This is a genomic window from Variovorax sp. W2I14 (assembly GCF_050435205.1).
GTDB classification, from domain to species: Bacteria; Pseudomonadota; Gammaproteobacteria; order Burkholderiales; family Burkholderiaceae_C; genus Variovorax; species Variovorax paradoxus_C.
On record NZ_JBNDJX010000001.1, the window covers coordinates 4706870 to 4724455 of the forward strand.

Annotated in this window: 17 protein-coding genes; 11 read left to right on the forward strand and 6 right to left on the reverse strand. The window is 67.4% G+C overall.

Annotation, left to right across the window (positions count from 1 at the left end):
• Positions 1–2 precede the first annotated feature (2 nt).
• Together QF040_RS22030 and QF040_RS22035 are read right to left on the reverse strand one after the other, a co-directional pair.
• A complete protein-coding gene (locus tag QF040_RS22030) occupies positions 3–992 on the reverse strand; it encodes a Ku protein (RefSeq protein WP_429612815.1) in 990 nt (329 codons plus the stop codon).
• Positions 993–1057: 65 nt separating this feature from the next.
• On the reverse strand, positions 1058–2059 hold the full coding sequence (locus QF040_RS22035) for a succinylglutamate desuccinylase (protein WP_429612816.1): 1002 nt from the start codon (positions 2057–2059) through the stop codon (positions 1058–1060).
• Between the two features lie 154 nt (positions 2060–2213).
• Between QF040_RS22035 and QF040_RS22040 the strand changes: the two genes are divergently transcribed.
• Complete coding sequence (locus QF040_RS22040) at positions 2214–2486, forward strand: hypothetical protein (protein WP_429612817.1); 273 nt, start codon at positions 2214–2216, stop codon at positions 2484–2486.
• Here QF040_RS22040 and rpe read toward each other — a convergent pair.
• Entirely contained in the window at positions 2476–3168 is a 693-nt protein-coding gene (gene rpe / locus QF040_RS22045) for a ribulose-phosphate 3-epimerase (RefSeq protein WP_013538995.1), read from the reverse strand. The genes QF040_RS22040 and rpe overlap by 11 nt on opposite strands.
• A gap of 110 nt (positions 3169–3278) precedes the next feature.
• On the opposite strand from rpe, the gene QF040_RS22050 reads away from it, so the two are divergent.
• The 8 genes from QF040_RS22050 to thiL all read left to right on the forward strand — a co-directional run bounded on the left by QF040_RS22050 (position 3279) and on the right by thiL (position 11518).
• Positions 3279–3746, forward strand: coding sequence for a surface-adhesin E family protein (locus QF040_RS22050; protein ID WP_429612818.1), 468 nt, complete (start codon positions 3279–3281; stop codon positions 3744–3746).
• A 48-nt stretch (positions 3747–3794) separates the two neighbouring features.
• Positions 3795–4190, forward strand: a complete 396-nt coding sequence (apaG, locus tag QF040_RS22055; protein WP_013538994.1) for a Co2+/Mg2+ efflux protein ApaG — start codon at positions 3795–3797, stop codon at positions 4188–4190.
• Between the two features lie 133 nt (positions 4191–4323).
• A complete protein-coding gene (locus QF040_RS22060; RefSeq protein ID WP_429612819.1) occupies positions 4324–6306 on the forward strand; it encodes a site-specific recombinase in 1983 nt (660 codons plus the stop codon).
• Complete coding sequence (locus QF040_RS22065) at positions 6303–7574, forward strand: cation:proton antiporter (RefSeq protein WP_013538992.1); 1272 nt, start codon at positions 6303–6305, stop codon at positions 7572–7574. The genes QF040_RS22060 and QF040_RS22065 overlap by 4 nt, the downstream gene beginning before the upstream one ends.
• A complete protein-coding gene (locus QF040_RS22070) occupies positions 7571–8779 on the forward strand; it encodes a YbdK family carboxylate-amine ligase (protein ID WP_013538991.1) in 1209 nt (402 codons plus the stop codon). Before QF040_RS22065 ends, QF040_RS22070 begins: the two co-directional genes overlap by 4 nt.
• Before the next feature lie 116 nt (positions 8780–8895).
• A complete protein-coding gene (locus tag QF040_RS22075; protein WP_429612820.1) occupies positions 8896–10035 on the forward strand; it encodes an ImmA/IrrE family metallo-endopeptidase in 1140 nt (379 codons plus the stop codon).
• Positions 10032–10529 carry a DUF4411 family protein gene (locus QF040_RS22080; protein ID WP_429612821.1) on the forward strand — a complete coding sequence of 166 codons (498 nt, stop codon included), beginning with the start codon at positions 10032–10034 and terminating at the stop codon, positions 10527–10529. The genes QF040_RS22075 and QF040_RS22080 overlap by 4 nt, the downstream gene beginning before the upstream one ends.
• 29 nt (positions 10530–10558) lie before the next feature.
• Complete coding sequence (gene thiL, locus QF040_RS22085) at positions 10559–11518, forward strand: thiamine-phosphate kinase (protein ID WP_429612822.1); 960 nt, start codon at positions 10559–10561, stop codon at positions 11516–11518.
• Here thiL and QF040_RS22090 read toward each other — a convergent pair whose 3' ends face one another.
• Both QF040_RS22090 and QF040_RS22095 read right to left on the reverse strand, forming a co-directional pair.
• Positions 11519–12226 (reverse strand): DUF3053 domain-containing protein, encoded by a 708-nt coding sequence (locus tag QF040_RS22090; RefSeq protein WP_429612823.1) that lies wholly within the window; start codon positions 12224–12226, stop codon positions 11519–11521.
• Positions 12227–12326: 100 nt separating this feature from the next.
• A complete protein-coding gene (locus QF040_RS22095; RefSeq protein WP_429612824.1) occupies positions 12327–13235 on the reverse strand; it encodes a LysR family transcriptional regulator in 909 nt (302 codons plus the stop codon).
• A gap of 102 nt (positions 13236–13337) precedes the next feature.
• Here QF040_RS22095 and QF040_RS22100 point away from each other — a divergent pair, with 102 nt between their 5' ends.
• Together QF040_RS22100 and QF040_RS22105 are read left to right on the forward strand one after the other, a co-directional pair.
• Positions 13338–14345, forward strand: coding sequence for a Bug family tripartite tricarboxylate transporter substrate binding protein (locus QF040_RS22100; RefSeq protein WP_429612825.1), 1008 nt, complete (start codon positions 13338–13340; stop codon positions 14343–14345).
• A gap of 44 nt (positions 14346–14389) precedes the next feature.
• Entirely contained in the window at positions 14390–16099 is a 1710-nt protein-coding gene (locus tag QF040_RS22105) for an FAD-dependent oxidoreductase (protein WP_429612826.1), read from the forward strand.
• A gap of 9 nt (positions 16100–16108) precedes the next feature.
• Here the strand turns inward: QF040_RS22105 and QF040_RS22110 are convergent, their stop codons facing one another.
• Complete coding sequence (locus tag QF040_RS22110) at positions 16109–17569, reverse strand: MFS transporter (RefSeq protein ID WP_429612827.1); 1461 nt, start codon at positions 17567–17569, stop codon at positions 16109–16111.
• Positions 17570–17586: the final 17 nt, after the last annotated feature.

Sequence of the window (17586 nt, forward strand, 5' to 3'; positions counted from 1 at the left end):
CCTCAGGCTGCGCGGCGATGGCGAGTTGCGGTCTTCGAGGCCGCTTTCGAAGCGGCCTTTGCGGCGGGCTTGCGCTTCCTGGCCGGCGGCTTGGCGCGAGGCGCGGGCGCGTCGGCTTCTTCGTCCTCGTCCTCATCGTTGGCCACGGCCTTCGTCTTGCCGCCCTTGCTGCGCAGGCTGCGCTGCAGCAGCTCGGTGAGGTCGATGATCTTGGCGCCCTTGCCCTCGGTGGACTGGCCCTCTTCGGGATCGGGCTGCGTCACCGTCTCGGTCTGGCCTGCCTTCACCTTGCGATCGATCAGCCGCAGGATCTCGTCCTTGAACTCGTCCTTGTATTCCGTCGGGTCCCACTCGCCGCTCATGTCCTCCACGAGCTGCTGGGCCATCTTGAGCTCGCGGTCGGTGAGGCCCGCCTTCTTCGCATCTTCGGACGGCAGCGGCAGGTCGTTCCAGGGTCGGATGTCGGCGCCCCAGCGCAGCAGGTTCAGCACGAGGCCGGGGCCGACGGGCACGAGCACCGCGAGATGCTGCTTGGTCTGGATCACGACGCGGGCCACGCCCACGCGCTCGCTGCGCTGCAGCGTCTCGCGCAGCAGCGCGTAGACCTTGGCGCCCCTGTTGATCGGCGCCACGTAGTAGGGCCGCTCCAGGTACACGAACGGGATGCCGTTCGCGGGCACGAAGGTCTCGATCTCGATCGTCTGCGTGGTCCTGGGGTAGGCGGCCGCGATCTCCTTGTCGCTGAGCACCACGTACTCGCCGTCTTCATATTCCACGCCCTTGACGATGTTCTCGCGCGTGATTTCCTTGCCGGTCTTCTTGTTGATGCGCTTGTAGCCGACCGGGTCCATGCTGCGCTTGTCGAGCCAGTCGAAGTCGATGCCGTGGTCGGTGGTGGCCGAATAGAGCGCCACCGGAATGTGGACGAGGCCGAAACTGATCGCGCCCTTCCACAGGACGCGCGGCGCGGGGGCTTTCTTCGAGACGGGCATGGGCACACTCCTTCAGGTTCGGAATGTGTGCCGCGCCCCGGGCCGCGCGGTGTAGGAACGCGGCCTCAGGCCGTGCCGGTCACCGGCCCGAGGAAGCGCTCGCTGGGGTGTGCGAAGTAGAACCACTCGGTGCCCGGCAGCGCGAGCGCATTGGGGAACACGATGAAGCCGTCGTCCGGCGCGTTGAGCATCGTGCCGTCGTGGCGCATGCCGATGGGCTCGCCGCGCCGCACCTCGTCGAAGGTGGCCCAGTCGCGCACGAAGCTGTCTTCTTCATGCAGGCGGTCGGTCACGCTGGCCAGGCGCAGCAGCTTCGGCGGCTGCGCCGGCGCGCCCGAGAGCCCGGGCGGCAAGGCGGCCATGCCCAGCAGCGCGAGCGTTCGGCGGATGGCGCGCCACGCCACCTCGGGCGCCTGGGGGTCGTCGTGCTGGCCGCATTCGAGCGTGACGCCGTAGCCGCCGCAGCTTCGGATGTATTCGTTGGTGCCGCGGCCGAAGTCGAGCGCGGCCTCGTCGGCCGGCGCGCCGCCCGCGCGCTGCGCGAGGCCGGCGGCGTAGATGTCGAGCCAGCCTTCCACCACGATCGGCGTGCCGATGTGCAGCGCGAGCTGGCCCTCTTCGTACGAGCGGGCGAAGGGCTCCAGCGTGCCGGTGTTGTCGCGCGGGCCGATCATCGCGAAGGCCTCGCCCTCGCTCTGGAAGGAGTGCAGGTCGAGCAGCACCTCGTGGCGCGCGATGACCGGTGCAAGGCGGTTGGTGATGCGGGCTTCGTAGTCGGCGGGTTCGTCGGTCGGGCGGAACAGGCGGTTGAGATTGCGCTCGCCCTCGCGCTGCAGGCGCCGTCGCGCGAGCGGGTTGGCCACGGGCACGAGCGTTAGTTCGCCGCGCTGCAGTTGCAGCGTGCCGGCATCGAACTCGGCTAGGATGCGCTCGATGCCCGCGGTGCCGCAGGTCTCGTTGCCGTGCACGCCGCCGATCACGAGAAGGCGCGGACCGGGTTGGAGCGAGGCGAAGGTGTGGATGCGCAGGCTGTCGGTCGCCACGCCGGCAAAAGGATCGGAAGACATGCGGGGATTATTGCGGAGGCCCGTCCGCCGGCGCAAAGCCGCTATCCGTTTCATAGCGCCCGAGCGGCCACCTACAGGGCCTGCCTTGCATGTCCTACCGCCGGGGCGCGCCCTGCGGGGCACGCTGCAAGGCAACGCACGAAGGAGCCATCGCATGACCCAAGCCAAGACCAGCAAGACCCCGCCCACCGACCCGAAAGACCCGTCGAAGGACGCGGGCGGCGGCAAGACCAAGGTCGAGCAGGGCGGCGAATCGGCGCCGCGCCTGCCGCACGAACGAGACCAGTCCTCGGACAGCCAGCAGACCCAGGACGGCCGGCCGCCCAAGGTGGGCCGCCAAGCGCATGACGACGTGGAACGCGGCGTGGTCGACACCGACCGCGGGCCGGAGGCCGACCGCGTCTACAACGACAAGGTCAGGCGCTGACGCCGGCCAGGTTCTTGCGCATCTCGCCGATCACCGCGCCGTAGTCCTTGGCGTTGAAGATCGCGCTGCCGGCCACGAAGGTGTCCGCGCCGGCAGAGGCCACGCGCGCTATGTTGTCGGCCTTGATGCCGCCGTCCACCTCCAGGCGGATGTCGCGCCCGCTCTGCTCGATGCGCTTGCGCGCGAGTTCGATCTTGCGCAGGGCCGAGTCGATGAAGCTCTGGCCGCCGAAGCCGGGGTTCACGCTCATGATGAGGATGAGGTCGATGTCGTCGATGGCCCAGTCCAGCGCCTCCAGCCCCAGACCCGGGTTGAACACCAGCCCCGCCTTGCAGCCCGCGGCCTTGATGGCCTGGATGCTGCGGTGCACATGGGGCGATGCGTCGGGGTGGAAGCTGATGTAGTCGGCGCCCGCTTGCGCGAAAGAGGCCGCCAGGGCGTCGACCGGCTGGATCATCAGGTGCACGTCGATGGGCACCGGCGTGCCGTCCGCCGTCTTGGCATAGGGCTTGAGCGCCTGGCAGATCATCGGGCCGAAGGTCAGGTTCGGCACGTAGTGGTTGTCCATCACGTCGAAGTGGATCCAGTCGGCGCCGGCGGCGATCACGTCGGTCAGTTCCTGGCCGAGGTGCGCGAAATCGGCGGAAAGGATGGAGGGGGCGATGCGGAACGGGGTGCTCATGGCTGCGATTGTCGCTCCGGTGCCGTCTTTTCAGCCTTTGGGGGTTTCCTGCCTGCCGATACATTCGGGCATCGCGCACCACCTGGTGCGGGCTTTTTCCATGGCAACGAATGACCACCCTCACGCCCCCACTGCACCGCGCCGCCGGCCTCTGCGTTCTCGCGATTGCCTGCTCGGTTTTCGCCGCGCCCGCTGCGGCCCAGGAATGGAAGGTGGCCGGGAATCCGAAGGCCGGGGCGTTCTTCGAGCCGGCCAGCGTGGCCGCCAAGGAAGGCGCTGTCTACGCGAGAATCATGTTCGACGACGCCAGGGCCAAGCGCTTCGATGGCAAGCGCTACCTCTCGGACGTGCGCTACACCCGCTTCGACTGCAAACGCCGGACGGTGGCGGATCAGAAGATCACGAAGTACGAAAGCCCGCAGGGTCGGGGCGCCGTGGTGGGTGAAATGGTCCGTTCGCACGATGAAGCCGCCGCGGCCATGAAGCCGATCGAGCCCGGGACGCAAGGCGACGCACTGGCCCAGGCGATCTGCGGGCAACTGGCGCGAGCCGTGGTTCCGTCCCAGTCTGGCAAGTAGCGCCATCCTCGACCCCGGAGGCTTGAGGCCTCCGTTACCATCCGCCCCATGTCACACAGCCCCTTCAGCGTCCAGGTCGAACCGCGTTACCTGGCCGACCAGTCCTCCCCGAAGGACGACGTCTACACCTTCTCCTACACGATCACCATCACCAACGTGGGCACGGTGGGCGCGCAACTGATCGCGCGCCACTGGCTCATCAACGACGCTTCGGGCCATCCGCAGGAAGTGAAGGGCCTGGGCGTGATCGGCCAGCAGCCGCTGCTGGCGCCCGGCGAATCGTTCCGCTACACCAGCGGCTGCCGGCTCCAGGCGGCGAGCGGCACGATGCACGGCAGCTTCTTCGTGGTGACCGAGGAAGGCGAGCGCTTCGACGTGCCGGTTCCCATGTTCGTGCTCGAAGCCGACATCGGCGGTGCACCCGTTTCGCGGGTGCTGCACTAGGCACGCCCCCGGGCTTCGCACACTTCGTATCGCCTCCTCTTCCCCCCTCGCCGGGGGCGGCACCAGCGGCCCGGCGAAGCCGGCTCCGCGGTGTTACCGCGCTGACTTTCCTCTCCTCTCCTCTCCTTTCACCATGGCCGCAGCATCGCGCGACTTGCAGGGGCTGCTTGCCGGCCTCGACCCCACGGCCGATGTGGCGCAGCGCCACATCTGGCTCATCAATCTTTTCGACTGGCTGCGCGGTGACCGCGCCTCGCCGCAGGCGGCCATGGGCCGTGTCTCGCTGCTGCTCGATGCCGTCGAGGCGCGGCCCGAATTGCGCGAGCGGCTGCGCGTCTGGTGGCGCGTATTCACCCAATCGGTCGACCTGACCACGCTCCTGGCCGACTACGGCTTCGCGCCGCGCACCGCGTTCGTGAGCGAACTGAGCGAACGGCTGCGCCGGAAGATCCTGCCCGGCACGCCCGAGACCACCGATGCCTCGGACCTGTTCCGCATGGTGCTGCCCGGCGTGTTCGACGCGGGTTGGATCGCGCTGCTCGATGACACCCAGCTCACCCGCATCGGCGCGCTGCTGGCCGATGCCACCGTGGACACCGACGGCTCGCCGCGCTGGCGCCATACCGTGATGGACGCGGTCACCTACTGCGGCAGCCAGGTGGTGGCGGCCGGTTTCTCGCCCGAGTTGCGCCTGCGCATCAGCGCGGAGCACCACGAGAACCGTCCCTTCCACGCGCTGATGGCCGACCTGGACGAACTGCGCGAGCAGATGTTCGAGCAGCCCGAAGGCGAAGAAAGCGACGAGGCCCTGCAGGCCGCCTTCGTGGCCTTCCGCGACCGGCTCGACGCCTGCCGCGCCAGCGCCTCATCGGTCTACACGCACCTGGAGGACAACGGCATCTCGGTCGGCCTGGTGTTCCGGCTGCGCCAGCTGCGCGAGCGCGTGCTGCGCATCCGCGAGCTGCTCGACTGCCTGATGTCGCCCTCGCCCGCGCCGAGCGTGGCGCGGCTCATCGGCAAGCTGGTGCTGGCGGGCGGCGAGCGCAACAGCATCCGCGCGCTCGTTGCCACGAACTCGTCGATGCTCGCGGCCAAGGTGACCGAGCGCAGCGCCGAGACCGGCGAGCACTACATCACCCGCGACCGCGCGAGTTACCTGCAGATGGTGAAGAAGGCCGCGGGCGGCGGCGCGCTCACTGCAGTGACGGTGCTGCTGAAGTTCGGCATCTACGCGCTGGCGCTGTCGGCCTTCTGGGCCGGCCTCGCCTCGGGCCTGATGTATGCGGCGAGCTTCGTCGCGATCCAGTTGCTGCACCTGACGCTGGCCACCAAGCAACCCGCGATGACGGCACCGGCGCTCGCGGCGCGGCTGCGCGACATCAAGGCGGATGGCGCGGTCGACGATTTCGTCGACGAAGTGGCCAACCTCGTGCGCTCGCAGGTGGCCGCCGTGCTGGGCAACGTGCTGGTGGTGGTGCCGGCGATGGTCGCGCTTGCGCTTCTGGTGCAGTACGCGCTCGGACGGCCGCTGCTGGACGCGGCGCATGCCGCGGCCACGCTGCATTCGCTCTCGCTCGCCGGGCCGACCGCGCTTTTCGCGGCAATCACCGGCATCCTGCTGTTTTCGGCCAGCATCGTCGCCGGATGGACAGAAAACGCCTTTGTCCTGCATCGCCTGGACTCCGCCATGCGTTACAACCCACGCATCGGCGCCTTTCTGGGTGCCGCCCGGGCTCGCCGCTGGGCCACCTTCATGCGCACACACATCTCAGGCTTCGCCTCCAACATCTCGCTGGGACTCATGCTGGGCCTGCTGCCCGCGTTCGCGGGTTTCTTCGGGCTCGGGCTGGATGTGCGTCACGTGACACTCTCGGCCGGGCAGATTGCCGCGGCCGCGGCGTCCACGGGCCTGTCGGTGCTGCAGCAGCCCGCCCTCTGGTGGGCGGTGGCGGCGATCCCGGTGATCGGCGCGCTCAATGTGAGCGTGAGTTTCTATTTCGCATTCCGCCTTGCGCTGCGTGCGCACAGCGTGAGCCTCGGTGACCGCGCCCGCATCCGCAGCGCCATCTGGGCGCGCTGGCGCAGCCGGCCTGTGAGCTTTTTTCTACCTGCATGAATTTGACGAGCTTCATCAACGATCTGCTGGGCTTCTGGTCCGAATGGGTGCGCCCTTCGGCGGGCCTGCCCACCGTGCTGTGGTCGCTGCTGCTGGCGGCCGCTGCGGCCTCCGGCCACCTGGTCCAACGCTACCTGGGGCTGCCCAAGGTGATCGGCTATTCGCTGGTCGGCGCGGTCGTCGGCTTTGCCGGCTTCGAGGGCGCGATCTGGCCGCTGCGCGGCATCAGCCTCTTCCTTCTTGAACTGGGCGTGGCCGTGGTGCTGTTCGAGGCCGGCGGCCGGCTGCCGCTTCGCTGGTTCCGCCACAACCCGATGGTGCTGGTGCAGAGCCTGCTCGAAGCCACGCTGACCTACTTCGGCGTGTACTGGGTGCTCACGCTGCTGGGCCTGCCCGAGCCCGTGGCCAACCCGATCGCGCTGATGGCCATCGTCGCCTCGCCGGCCGTGCTGAGCCGCGTGATCATCGACACGCGCGCCGCGGGCCCCGTCACCGAGCGCGCGATGACGCTGGCTACGCTCAACACCTTCTACGCGCTCGCACTCGGCTACGCGCAGGCCGGCCTCATCGAGCGCGCGCCGCAGACGATGCTGCAGAAGCTCTACCCGGTGGCGGTGGTGCTCGGCCTCTCGTTCGTCGTCGGTGCGCTGATGGCGCTTGCGCTGCGCTCCGCGCTGCGCGTGATGAGCCCGACGAGCGAGAACACATCGATCCTGCTGCTCGCGATCATCGCGGCCGGCGCGGCGCTCACCGCGCATGTCGGCGGCTCGGCACCGCTTGCCGCGCTGATCGGCGGCGTGCTGCTCAAGACGCTCAATCCCAAGCCCTGGGCGTGGCAGCGGCAGCTCGGCACCGCGGCGTCGCTGCTCACCATGCTGATGTTCGTGCTGGTCTCCATCGTGGCGGCGCAGGCCGACTGGACATTGCCGGTGGCCAGCGTGGTGCTCGCCGTGATCGGCGTGCGCATGATCGCCAAGATCTCCGGCGTGGCCATCGCCAACCCCGGCAGCGGCGCGAGCTGGAAGCAGGCCTTCTGGGTCGGCTGCGCGATGTCGCCGCTGTCGTCGATCGCCCTTTTGATCGCATCGAATTTCGCCACCGCGTCGCCGCTGCTCGGCACCATGATCACGCAGGTCGCCCTGCCCTCGATCCTGCTGATGGAAGTGGTGGGCGCCGTGCTCGCCACCGTGGCCATCCATGCGGTCGGCGAGAGTTCGGTGCCCTGGGCGCCCCAGGCCTTCAGCACCACCGAGGACACGCAGCGATGAGCACCGCCCTCCAGACCCCCATCGATCCGGACAGCGACGACGTGCGCTCGGCGCCGCTTGCGGCCGACCCCGACAGCCGCGCGGTCAAGCTCGAGCCGTTCAACAAGTCCGAGGCGCTGTCGCTCGGCGTCGAGCTCGAGCTGCAGCTCGTGAACACGCACGACTACGACCTCGCGCCCTACGCCGAGGACATGCTGCGCCTGATGGCGCAGACCCCGCTGCCCGGCAGCGTAGTGCCCGAGATGACCTCGAGCATGATCGAGATCTCCACCGACATCTGCCACTCGGCGGCGGACGTGATCAAGCAGCTCTCGCCGATCCGCGAGGCGCTGATCAAGAACGCAGACAAGCTCAACATCGCGGTGGTCGGCGGCGGCACGCATGCGTTCCAGCAGTGGCATGAGCGGCGCATATACGACAAGCCGCGCTTTCGCGAACTCTCGGAGCTGTACGGCTACCTGAGCAAGCAGTTCACCATCTTCGGCCAGCACGTGCACATCGGCTGCCCCGATGCGGATGCGGCCCTGCTGATGCTGCACCGCATGTCGCGCTACATCCCGCACTTCATCGCGCTGTCGGCCTCGTCGCCGTTCGTGCAGGGGCAGGACACGCAGTTCGACTCGGCACGCCTGAACTCGGTGTTCGCGTTCCCGCTTTCGGGCCGCGCGCCGTTCACCACGAGCTGGAAAGAATTCGAGGCGTACTTCGAGCGCATGACCCGCACCGGCGTCGTGCGCAGCATGAAGGACTTCTACTGGGACATCCGCCCCAAGCCCGAGTTCGGCACCATCGAGATCCGCGTGTTCGACACGCCGCTCACGGTGGAACGCGCCGCCGCGCTCGCGGGCTATGTGCAGTCGCTCGCCGCATGGTTCCTGCAGGAGCAGCCCTTCGAGCCGAGCGAGGACGACTACCTCGTCTACACCTACAACCGCTTCCAGGCCTGCCGCTTCGGGCTCGATGCGGTGTATGTCGACCCGGCCAGCGGCCAGCACATGCCGCTGCGCGACCACATCCTGATGACGATGACGCAGCTCGAATGGCACAGCGAGGCGCTGAACGCCACGCAGGCACTGGGCGAACTTCGCACCAGCGTGGAGGCCAACCGCAATGACGCGCGATGGCTGCGGGAGAAGCAGGGGAAGGAGCGGCTGCTGGCGGAGGTGGTGCGGCAGGCGGCGTTGAGGTTCAGGGGCGCGGCCTGAGCGGAGGAGCTACTCCAAGAGGGTGCGATTCACTGCGCCCATGAGACGGTAGTAGACGTGTAGATTCGGTTAGTACTCCTGACCATTCTGCGGGCGGCATCCCTTATCCTTAGCCCATGGCGACCCAAGCACTCATCAACCCGACGCTTCTGCGTTGGGCACGGGAACGCGCAGATCTTGATCTCGAAGACGCTGCGCTGAGTGCCAACGTTAAGCCAACACAGCTAGAGTCTTGGGAAAAAGGGGAGAGTCGCCCTACGTTCCGCCAAGCTCAGAATCTTGCGCATATTTATCACGCTCCATTTGGTTACCTGTTCCTGCAGGAGCCACCTGCTGAGCCTCTTCCGTTACCTGATCTACGGACAGTAGGCGGAGCTCCGGTACCGCGGCCCAGCATTGATCTGCTGGAAACGGTACGCATCGCATTGCAGCGGCTCGAGTGGTACCTCGACTACCAGAAGGATCATGGTCTTGAACCGCTCCCGTTTGTCGGGCGCTTTAGATTGGACTCGCCTGTGATCGAGGTCGCAGCGGATATCAGAAATACTTTGAACGTGACCGTCGAGCAAGGTCAGAGGACCTGGGAGATCTATTTCCGTGAACTCATAGAGGCTGCAGAGCGCGCAGGCGTCCTGATAATGCGTAGCGGTATCGTAGGTAGCAACACGCATCGCAAGCTCGACGTCAGTGAGTTCCGGGGATTCGCGATCAGCGACCATTTCGCGCCCGTCGTCTTCATCAATTCGGCAGACGCACCCGCAGCAAGACTTTTCACGCTGATGCATGAGCTGGCGCACATCTGGATCGGTACCAGTGGTGTTTCTAGCGGTGCACCTGGCAATAACCGTCGCGAGGAAGCTTTCTGCAATGCAGTCGCCGGAGAGTTTCTCGTTCCTCAAGAAATATTCTTGCCGCATTGGCAAAGAGGTCCCGCAGAGCTAGACCTTCGGGTAGCGGAGTTAGCTCGACGATTTCACGTCAGTCGTCTTGTCATCATGCGCCGCGCATTTGATTTGGGCCTGGTAGATCACGCGACGTACAACGATCACTATCTGGCGGTCCTCGCAGCATTCAGAAATCAAGAGAATGGCGGCGGGAATTTCTATCGCACTGCGGGTGCAAAAAACAGCACGCGGTTCGCGCAAGCTGTTGTGACTGAAGCGTTGAGTGGCCGCCTGCTCCTCAGAGAAGCGGGGCGCTTGCTAGGAGTGCAGCCAAACAAGATTCGAGAATTCGCGGATCAAATCGGCATATGAGCTACCTCCTAGATTCAAACACTCTCATCGAGGCAAAAAATCGCTACTACCAGATGCGTTTTTGTCCCGGTTATTGGACGTGGCTGACTCGAACCAAAGAAGCGGGAAGACTAGCGAGCGTCGAAAGCGTCAGCACAGAGCTTCGCCGCGGCAATGATGAACTCGCACAATGGGTGACAACACAAACCAACCTGTTCTTGCCGGAATCCGATGAAGCGACACAAGGTGCGTTTGCGGAGATTGCAGCGCATATTGCAGGTCAAGCCGCGATCATGAAGGTCGGAGCGCTTGAAGAATTTCTCGGCGGTGCAGACCCTTGGTTGATTGCCAAGGCTCGCGTCACAGGTCATACAGTGGTCACGCACGAGCGACTGGATGCGAACAACCGCCGGAAATTTTTGATCCCTAATGTCTGTGCGCATTACGGTGTCGAGTGCATCAACACCTTCGATATGTTGGACCGCCTAGATGCCCGCTTTGTTCTCGCGGACTGACCCTTTAGCTCAGCACAAACGCAGCCCCCATGGGTGAATTCGACCTGATCACACGCTACTTCAAGCGTCCCGCCAAGCGCTCCCCGCTGGGCGTGGGCGACGACTGCGCCTTGCTCGCGCCCGCACCGGGCATGCAGCTTGCCGTGTCTTCCGACATGCTGGTCGAGGGTCGGCACTTTCTCTCGACCGTCGAGCCTTCAAGGCTCGGCCACAAGGCGCTGGCGGTGAACCTCAGCGACCTCGCGGCCTGTGGCGCGAAGCCGCTGGCCTTCACGCTCGCGCTCGCATTGCCGGGCGTGGATGAGCACTGGCTCGAAGGCTTCTCGCGCGGCCTCTTTGCGCTCGCGGACGAACACGGCTGCGAACTCGTGGGCGGCGACACCACGCGCGGCCCGCTCAACATCTGCATCACGGTATTCGGCGAAGTGCCGGCCGGCTCGGCGCTGCTGCGTTCGGGCGCTCGGGCGGGCGACGACATCTGGGTCAGCGGCACGCTCGGCGATGCGCGGCTGGCGCTCGAAGTGTTCCGCGGGACGATCGCGCTGCCTGCCGAGGTGTTCGCAGAAGCCCGCATGCGGATGGAGCAACCCACGCCGCGCGTGGCGCTGGGCCAGGCCCTGCGCGGCATTGCCTCGTCGGCAGTGGATGTGAGCGATGGCTTGGTCGGCGACCTGGGGCACATCCTCGGATCGAGCAACGTGGGCGCCACGCTCGATGTGGATGCGGCCGTGGGCACCGTGGCTGCGGTCGGCACGCCCGACCTGAGTGTCGAGATGCTGCGCACCTGCGCTTTGTCAGGCGGCGACGACTACGAGCTGGTGTTCACCGCATCGTCCTCGGCGCGCGCAGCGGTGGAGCAGGCCGGCAAGGACAGCGCCACGCGCGTGACGCGCATCGGTCGCATCGATGCGGAAGCGGGCCTCCGCATCGCCGACGCAAGCGGCGCGCCGGTGGCGCAGCGCTTCGGCTCGTTCGACCACTTCGTCTGATCAGCTTCCGCGCACCACCGCCTGCATCTTGCGCTGTGCGGCGTTGATCGCCGCGGACTGGCCGTTCAGGTTCTGCAGCATCTTGTTGAGCTCCGCCTGCACGGCCGGATCGGTCACCGTCACCGAGGCGCCGGAGATCTGGATCTTCGACTTGTTCTGCTGCAGGAACTCGCCCACGGCCAGCGCGCCGTCGAAGGTGGTGTCGAGCGCGGGGAAGACTTCCTTGAAGGTGGCGGCCGGCGTCGAGACGGTCTTCTCGTAGGCCTTGTCGTAGACCTGCTTGAGGTCGTCGGGCTGCTTGAGCGCCGCGCGCGCTGCATCGGCCTTGGCCAGTTGCTGGTCGAGCGCGGTGCGAAGGCCCGCGAGGCCTTCCTTTGCGGCCTTGAGGTCGTCGCGGCGGGTCGCGAGATCACCGATGGAGCGCAGCGCGCCCTTGGCCATGACCTCGCCCATCGGCTGGCTCACCGACTTGTTCATGCCCTCGGTGAAATCGGTGATCACCGCGTAGTGCTGGGCGTAGTCGCCGAAGGACTTCTTCTGCTCTTCGCTCGGAGACGGCACGCGCAGGCCCGGCTTGTCGAGCACGCGGGTCTGCAGGAATTCGATGAAGGCGGTGCGCTGCTCAGCCTCCTTGTTGCCGCAGGCCGCGAGCATGAAGCTGAAGGCGAGGCACAGGCCGAGGACGCCGAGACGAACGATGTTCTTCATGGAGGGAGTGTTTTCTTTGTGGATGTGAGTCGTCAAGCATACGTCCGGCATATGGCTTTCAGAGGCGCCGCACGATCGCCCGAGCGGACCGGCGAGGTAGCTACAGAGATTTCTTCAGTGCCGCAATGAAGGCGCGCGCCGCGACCGACAGCGAATGTCCCCGCTTGATGACCAGCGAGATGTCGCGCGAGACCCGCGGCGCGCTGAGCACCTTGACCACCAGCGACGGATCGTCCGCGGCGCGGGCGAAGGCCGAGGGCATGATCGATGCGCCCATGCCGATGGCCGTCATCCAGATCGCGGAGGAGAGAAAGGACACCTCGTTCACCACGTCGAGCGCCACGCCGGCATCGGCCGCGGTGCCGTCGATCAGCGGCCGCACGCCGTAGCCCGCGCGCACGGTGATCAAGGGATGGCCGGCGAGGTCGGTCCAGCGCACGACGCGCGCCTTGGCGAGCGGATGGTCGTCGCGGCACACGAGCGCGAGGTGGTCGCGCATGAGCCGCTCGACCTCGACCTCGGCACCGGGCCGCTCGGGCGTGCCGATGCCGAAGTCCACATGCTCGCCGAGGATGCGCGAGATGAACTGGTCGGGCGCGCAGTCGTTGACCAGCACGCGAACTTTCGGGTGCTCCTGGCTGAAGCTGCGGATCGCATCGGGCAGCAGGAAGGTGGCCAGCGTGGGCGTGATCGCCACCGACACGCGGCCGCGCTCCAGCGTGGTGAGTTCGCGAAAGCCGGTGGAGAGCGAATCGACGTCGCGCAGGATGCGCTCGGCCACGGGCAGCATTTCGTTGGCCGCCGCCGTCGGCTTGAGCGAGCGCGTGGTGCGGTCGAACAGGCGCGTGCCCAGGCCCTCCTCGAGCTGGCGGACCAGCATGCTCACCGCCGACTGGGTGACGAAGAGCCTTTGCGCAGCCGCGCTCAGCTTGCGCAACTGGTGCACCGCGAGGAACGCGCGCAGTTGCCGGATCGTCGGGCTGAACGTAGGACTGAAGTTTTCATTCATAAGGCAATCTGATATTTGATACGAAATTTCTGGATTTACGAATGAATTTCCGCATCGTTCAATGGCTCCAAACAAAGTAAAAAGACAATCAAGGAGCCCTCCATGACAGCATCGATCGCCCGCAAGGCGCCACCGCTTCGCAGGCAATTGCTGCTGGCCACCGCCTTCACCCTCCTGGCCGGGACCGCCCTGGCACAGGCCCCGGCCGCCGACTTCCCCTCCCATCCGATCCGCATGGTCGTGACCTTTCCGCCCGGCGGGAGCGCGGACGCGGTGGTGCGCATGCTGGTGCCCCGGCTCAACGAGAAGCTGGGGCAGCAGGTGGTGGTGGACAACCGGCCCGGCGCGGGCGGCAACGTGGGCCTCACGCTGGTGGCGAAGGCACCGGCCGACGGCTACACGCTCGGCCTCGGCGCGGCGGGGGCGCTCACCGCCAATGTGAACCTTTATCCGCAGATGCCCTTCGACCCGGTGAAGGACTTCAAGCCGGTCGGCATGGTCGCCGCCACGCCGTTCGTGATCGTCGGGCATCCCTCCATCGGCGCGCGCACGCTGCGCGAACTGATCGCGCTGGCCAAGGCGAAGCCGGGCACGCTCTCGATGGGCCACGGCGGCAACGGCACCGCGATGCACCTCTCGACCGCCCTCTTCGCGCAGATGGCCGACGTGAAGCTGATCGAGGTGCCCTACCGCGGCTCGGGCCCGGCCGCGCTCGATGCCATGGCGGGCCAGGTGCAGCTCGCGCTGGTCGACCTGCCCGCTTCGCTGCAGCAGATCCGGGCCGGCAAGCTGATCGCCTTCGGGGTGACGAGCGCACAGCGCGTGCCGATGCTGCCCGATGTGCCCACCGTGGCCGAAGCGGGCCTGCCGGGCTACGACTCGACCGGCTGGTTCGGCGTGGTGGCACCGGCTGGCACGCCCGCGCCCATCGTGGCGCGGCTCAACGCCGAGCTCAACGCCGCGCTCGGCGACGAGCAGATCAAGGCCTCGATGCGCAATCTCGGCGCGGAGCCCGCGCCGACATCGACCGAGGCCTTCGAGGCCTACATCCGCAGCGAGACGAAGAAGTGGGCCAAGGTGATCCAGGTCGCCAACATCAAGCTCGACTGACAGTACAGAACAAGACAGACAGAGACAACAGGGAAGAACGAACCATGAACGACACCACACTGAAGGCCGACGTTCTCATCATCGGCGCGGGCCCCGTGGGCCTCACGCTGGCCATGGACCTCGCATCGCGCGGCGTCTCGGTGATCGTCTGCGAGACCCGCCGCTTCGCCGAACCGCCGAACGTGAAGTGCAACCATGTGGCCTCGCGCACCATGGAGCAGTTCCGGCGTCTGGGCGTGGCGCAGAAACTGCGCGATGCGGGCCTCCCCGCCGACTATCCCAACGACGTGGTGTTCCGCACCACCGTGACGGGCACGGAGCTCACGCGCATTCCGATCCCGTGCCGGCGCGACCGCTACACCGAGACCGAAGGCCCCGACGCCTGGTGGCCCACGCCCGAGCCGCCGCACCGCATCAACCAGATCTACCTGGAGCCCATCCTCCTGAAGCACACGGCGGCGCTGCCGGGCGTGCAGTTGCTCAACCGCACGCAGTTCGCGGGCTTCACGCAGGACAGGGAAGGCGTGACCGCCATCGCCATCGAAATGGACAGTGGCGTCACGCGCAGCATCCGCTGCCGCTACATGGTCGGCTGCGACGGCGGCAGCTCCATGGTGCGCAAGCAAATCGGCGCCAAGCTCGAAGGCACGGCCGTCATCCAGCGCGTGCAGTCGACCTTCATCCGCGCGCCGCAACTGCGCGACATGATCCCCGGCAAGCCCGCGTGGTCGACCTACGCGATGAACCCGCGCCGCTGCGGCACGATGTTCGCCATCGACGGACACGAGACCTGGCTCGTGCACAACCACCTGAATGCCGAGGAGCCCGAGTTCGATTCGGTCGACCGCGACCAGGCGCTGCGCGACATCCTGGGCGTGGGCGCTGATTTCCAGTACGAAGTCATCAGCAAGGAAGACTGGATCGGTCGCCGCCTCGTGGCCAACCGCTTCCGCGACGGCCGCGTGTTCCTCGCGGGCGATGCGGCGCACCTGTGGGTGCCGTACGCGGGCTACGGCATGAACGCGGGCATCGCCGATGCGCTGAATCTTTCGTGGCTGCTCGGCGCCTGCGTGCAGGGCTGGGGCGACGAGGCGATGCTGGACGCCTACGAGGCCGAGCGCCAGCCGATCACCGAGCAGGTGTCGAACTTCGCGATGGACCATGCGCAGAAGATGATCCGCGCGCGCCGCGCCGTGCCGCAGAACATCGAGGCGCCCGGCCCCGAGGGCGACGCGCTGCGCGCCGACATCGGCAGCGAGGCCTACGCGCTCAACGTGCAGCAGTTCTGCTGCGCGGGGCTGAACTTCGGCTACTTCTACACGGGCTCGCCGATCATCATCGCGGACGGCGAGCACACCGCGCCGCCCTACTCGATGGGCGACTTCACGCCGTCCACCGTGCCGGGCTGCCGCGCGCCGCATTTCTGGCTGGCCGACGGCCGCTCGCTGTACGACGCGTTCGGCCCCGGCTACACGCTGCTGCGCTTCGACCGCAGCGTCGACGTGCGGCCGCTGGAGCGCGCCGCGCAGAGCTACAACATGCCGCTCACGGTGCTCGACATCGAGACCGCCGAGGTGCCCAAGGTCTACGCCCACCGCCTGGTGCTGTGCCGCGCGGACCAGCACGTCGCCTGGCGCGGTGCGCACCTGCCGTTCGACGTGTACGACTTCGTCGCCATCCTGCGCGGCGATGCCAAGCGGGTGCGCGAGCGCAAGCGGGCGCTGGCTTGGGAAGGTGTCGTCGCCGCTGCCTGAGCGCGTGGCCTAGGAACGTGCCGCGACCACGCGGTACGCCAGCCACGCGGCCAGCGCTGGGGCGAGCGCGAAGCTCGCGAAGAGCCACACCGCCGCCGACTGCGCACCCTCGACGCCGCCCGGCAGCGTGAGGCCCGCCGCGTTGGCCACCAGCCCCGCCACCGCGGCGCCCTCCGCCATGCCGTAGAGCTGGATCGTGGTGATCGAGGCGGAGGCCAGCCCCTCTTCTCCCTTGGGTGCCAGCGACAGCACGCGCGTCACGAGGTGCGGCCAGCCGATGCCCACACCCGCGCCCACAACGGCGAGCGCCACGGCGACCAGCGCGGTCTCGAAGCCCGCGCCCAGATGTCCCGGGAACGGCAGCAGCAGCGCCAACGCCCCGAGCCCCAGCAGGCAGGCCACCGGCCCGGCGCGCAGCATGCGGTCGGCATCCGCACCGCTGCGCCCCGACGACAACAGCGAGCCCGCGCTCCAGCCGCCGGCCATGGCGGCCGTGAGGTAGCCCGCCGCAAGTGGCGAATGGCCGTGCAGCAGTTGCAGGAAGTACGGCACGAAGATTTCGGTCGTGGTGCCGATCAGCAGCAGCGCCACGCTCGCGTAGATGGCGCCCAGCGGCGCGCTCAACACATACGCGCCGGTCGGCAGGAGCCGCACCGTGGCCTGGCGATCGACGCGCGTGGCGACGACGCCGATGCCCAGGCCGAGCACCACGCCCGCCGCCTGCAAGACGAGGTCGGCGAGGAGTCCGCTCGCCGCGATCACCAGCACCGAAATCGCGAGCAGCGCGATCTGCAGCGCCGGAATGCGCGGCATGTTCGCCGGCCTTGCGTGATGCACGCCGGCGCCGGGCCGCAACTGCACCGCCACCAGCAGCGCCTGCGCCGCGGCCACTGGCAGCAGGAACCAGAAAGCCCAGCGCCAGTGCCCGGATTGCGCGAACAGCCCGCCCACCGCCGGCCCGCACAGCGTGGCGACGCCCCACATGCCCGACACCAGCGCCACCGCGCGCGGCCACAGCCGCTGCGCGAACACCAACTGGATCAGCCCATAGCTCAGCGCCGCGAGCATCCCGCCGCCCAATCCCTGCACCGTGCGTCCGGCGAGCAGCCAGTGCATCGCCGGCGCGAGTGCGCAGCCCACCGAACCGGCGGTGAACACGGCCAGCGCTGCAAGGCATGCACCGCGCGGTCCCAGCACCGCGAGCAGCCGCACCGACAGCGTGGCGCCGAGGATCGAGCCGACCACGAAGAGCGTGGTGCTCCACGCATACCAATCGAGCCCGCCGATCTCGCGCACCACCGAGGGCAGCACCGTGGTCACGATATGGACGTTGACCGCGTGCAGCGCGACGCCGCCGGTGAGCGCCAGCGCGCGCCAGCCGTTGCGGCCGGTGAAGAGTTCGCCCCACCCGGCCGTGGCCGGCGGCGAGATCGAGGAAGGATCGGAGGAGGAAGCGGCGGCAGGCGGCATGGCGAACCCGAAAGACT

Excerpts from the sequence above, each read along its gene's own strand:
- QF040_RS22065 (WP_013538992.1), top strand. The coding sequence starts at position 6,303 with ATGAATTTGACGAGCTTCATCAACGATCTGCTGGGCTTCTGGTCCGAA.
- QF040_RS22040 (WP_429612817.1), top strand. The coding sequence starts at position 2,214 with ATGACCCAAGCCAAGACCAGCAAGACCCCGCCCACCGACCCGAAAGAC.
- QF040_RS22100 (WP_429612825.1), top strand. The coding sequence starts at position 13,338 with ATGACAGCATCGATCGCCCGCAAGGCGCCACCGCTTCGCAGGCAATTG.
- rpe (WP_013538995.1), bottom strand. The coding sequence starts at position 3,168 with ATGAGCACCCCGTTCCGCATCGCCCCCTCCATCCTTTCCGCCGATTTC.
- QF040_RS22050 (WP_429612818.1), top strand. The coding sequence starts at position 3,279 with ATGACCACCCTCACGCCCCCACTGCACCGCGCCGCCGGCCTCTGCGTT.
- QF040_RS22030 (WP_429612815.1), bottom strand. The coding sequence starts at position 992 with ATGCCCGTCTCGAAGAAAGCCCCCGCGCCGCGCGTCCTGTGGAAGGGC.
- QF040_RS22070 (WP_013538991.1), top strand. The coding sequence starts at position 7,571 with ATGAGCACCGCCCTCCAGACCCCCATCGATCCGGACAGCGACGACGTG.
- QF040_RS22090 (WP_429612823.1), bottom strand. The coding sequence starts at position 12,226 with ATGAAGAACATCGTTCGTCTCGGCGTCCTCGGCCTGTGCCTCGCCTTC.
- thiL (WP_429612822.1), top strand. The coding sequence starts at position 10,559 with ATGGGTGAATTCGACCTGATCACACGCTACTTCAAGCGTCCCGCCAAG.
- QF040_RS22095 (WP_429612824.1), bottom strand. The coding sequence starts at position 13,235 with ATGAATGAAAACTTCAGTCCTACGTTCAGCCCGACGATCCGGCAACTG.
- apaG (WP_013538994.1), top strand. The coding sequence starts at position 3,795 with ATGTCACACAGCCCCTTCAGCGTCCAGGTCGAACCGCGTTACCTGGCC.
- QF040_RS22105 (WP_429612826.1), top strand. The coding sequence starts at position 14,390 with ATGAACGACACCACACTGAAGGCCGACGTTCTCATCATCGGCGCGGGC.
- QF040_RS22035 (WP_429612816.1), bottom strand. The coding sequence starts at position 2,059 with ATGTCTTCCGATCCTTTTGCCGGCGTGGCGACCGACAGCCTGCGCATC.
- QF040_RS22110 (WP_429612827.1), bottom strand. The coding sequence starts at position 17,569 with ATGCCGCCTGCCGCCGCTTCCTCCTCCGATCCTTCCTCGATCTCGCCG.
- QF040_RS22075 (WP_429612820.1), top strand. The coding sequence starts at position 8,896 with ATGGCGACCCAAGCACTCATCAACCCGACGCTTCTGCGTTGGGCACGG.
- QF040_RS22060 (WP_429612819.1), top strand. The coding sequence starts at position 4,324 with ATGGCCGCAGCATCGCGCGACTTGCAGGGGCTGCTTGCCGGCCTCGAC.
- QF040_RS22080 (WP_429612821.1), top strand. The coding sequence starts at position 10,032 with ATGAGCTACCTCCTAGATTCAAACACTCTCATCGAGGCAAAAAATCGC.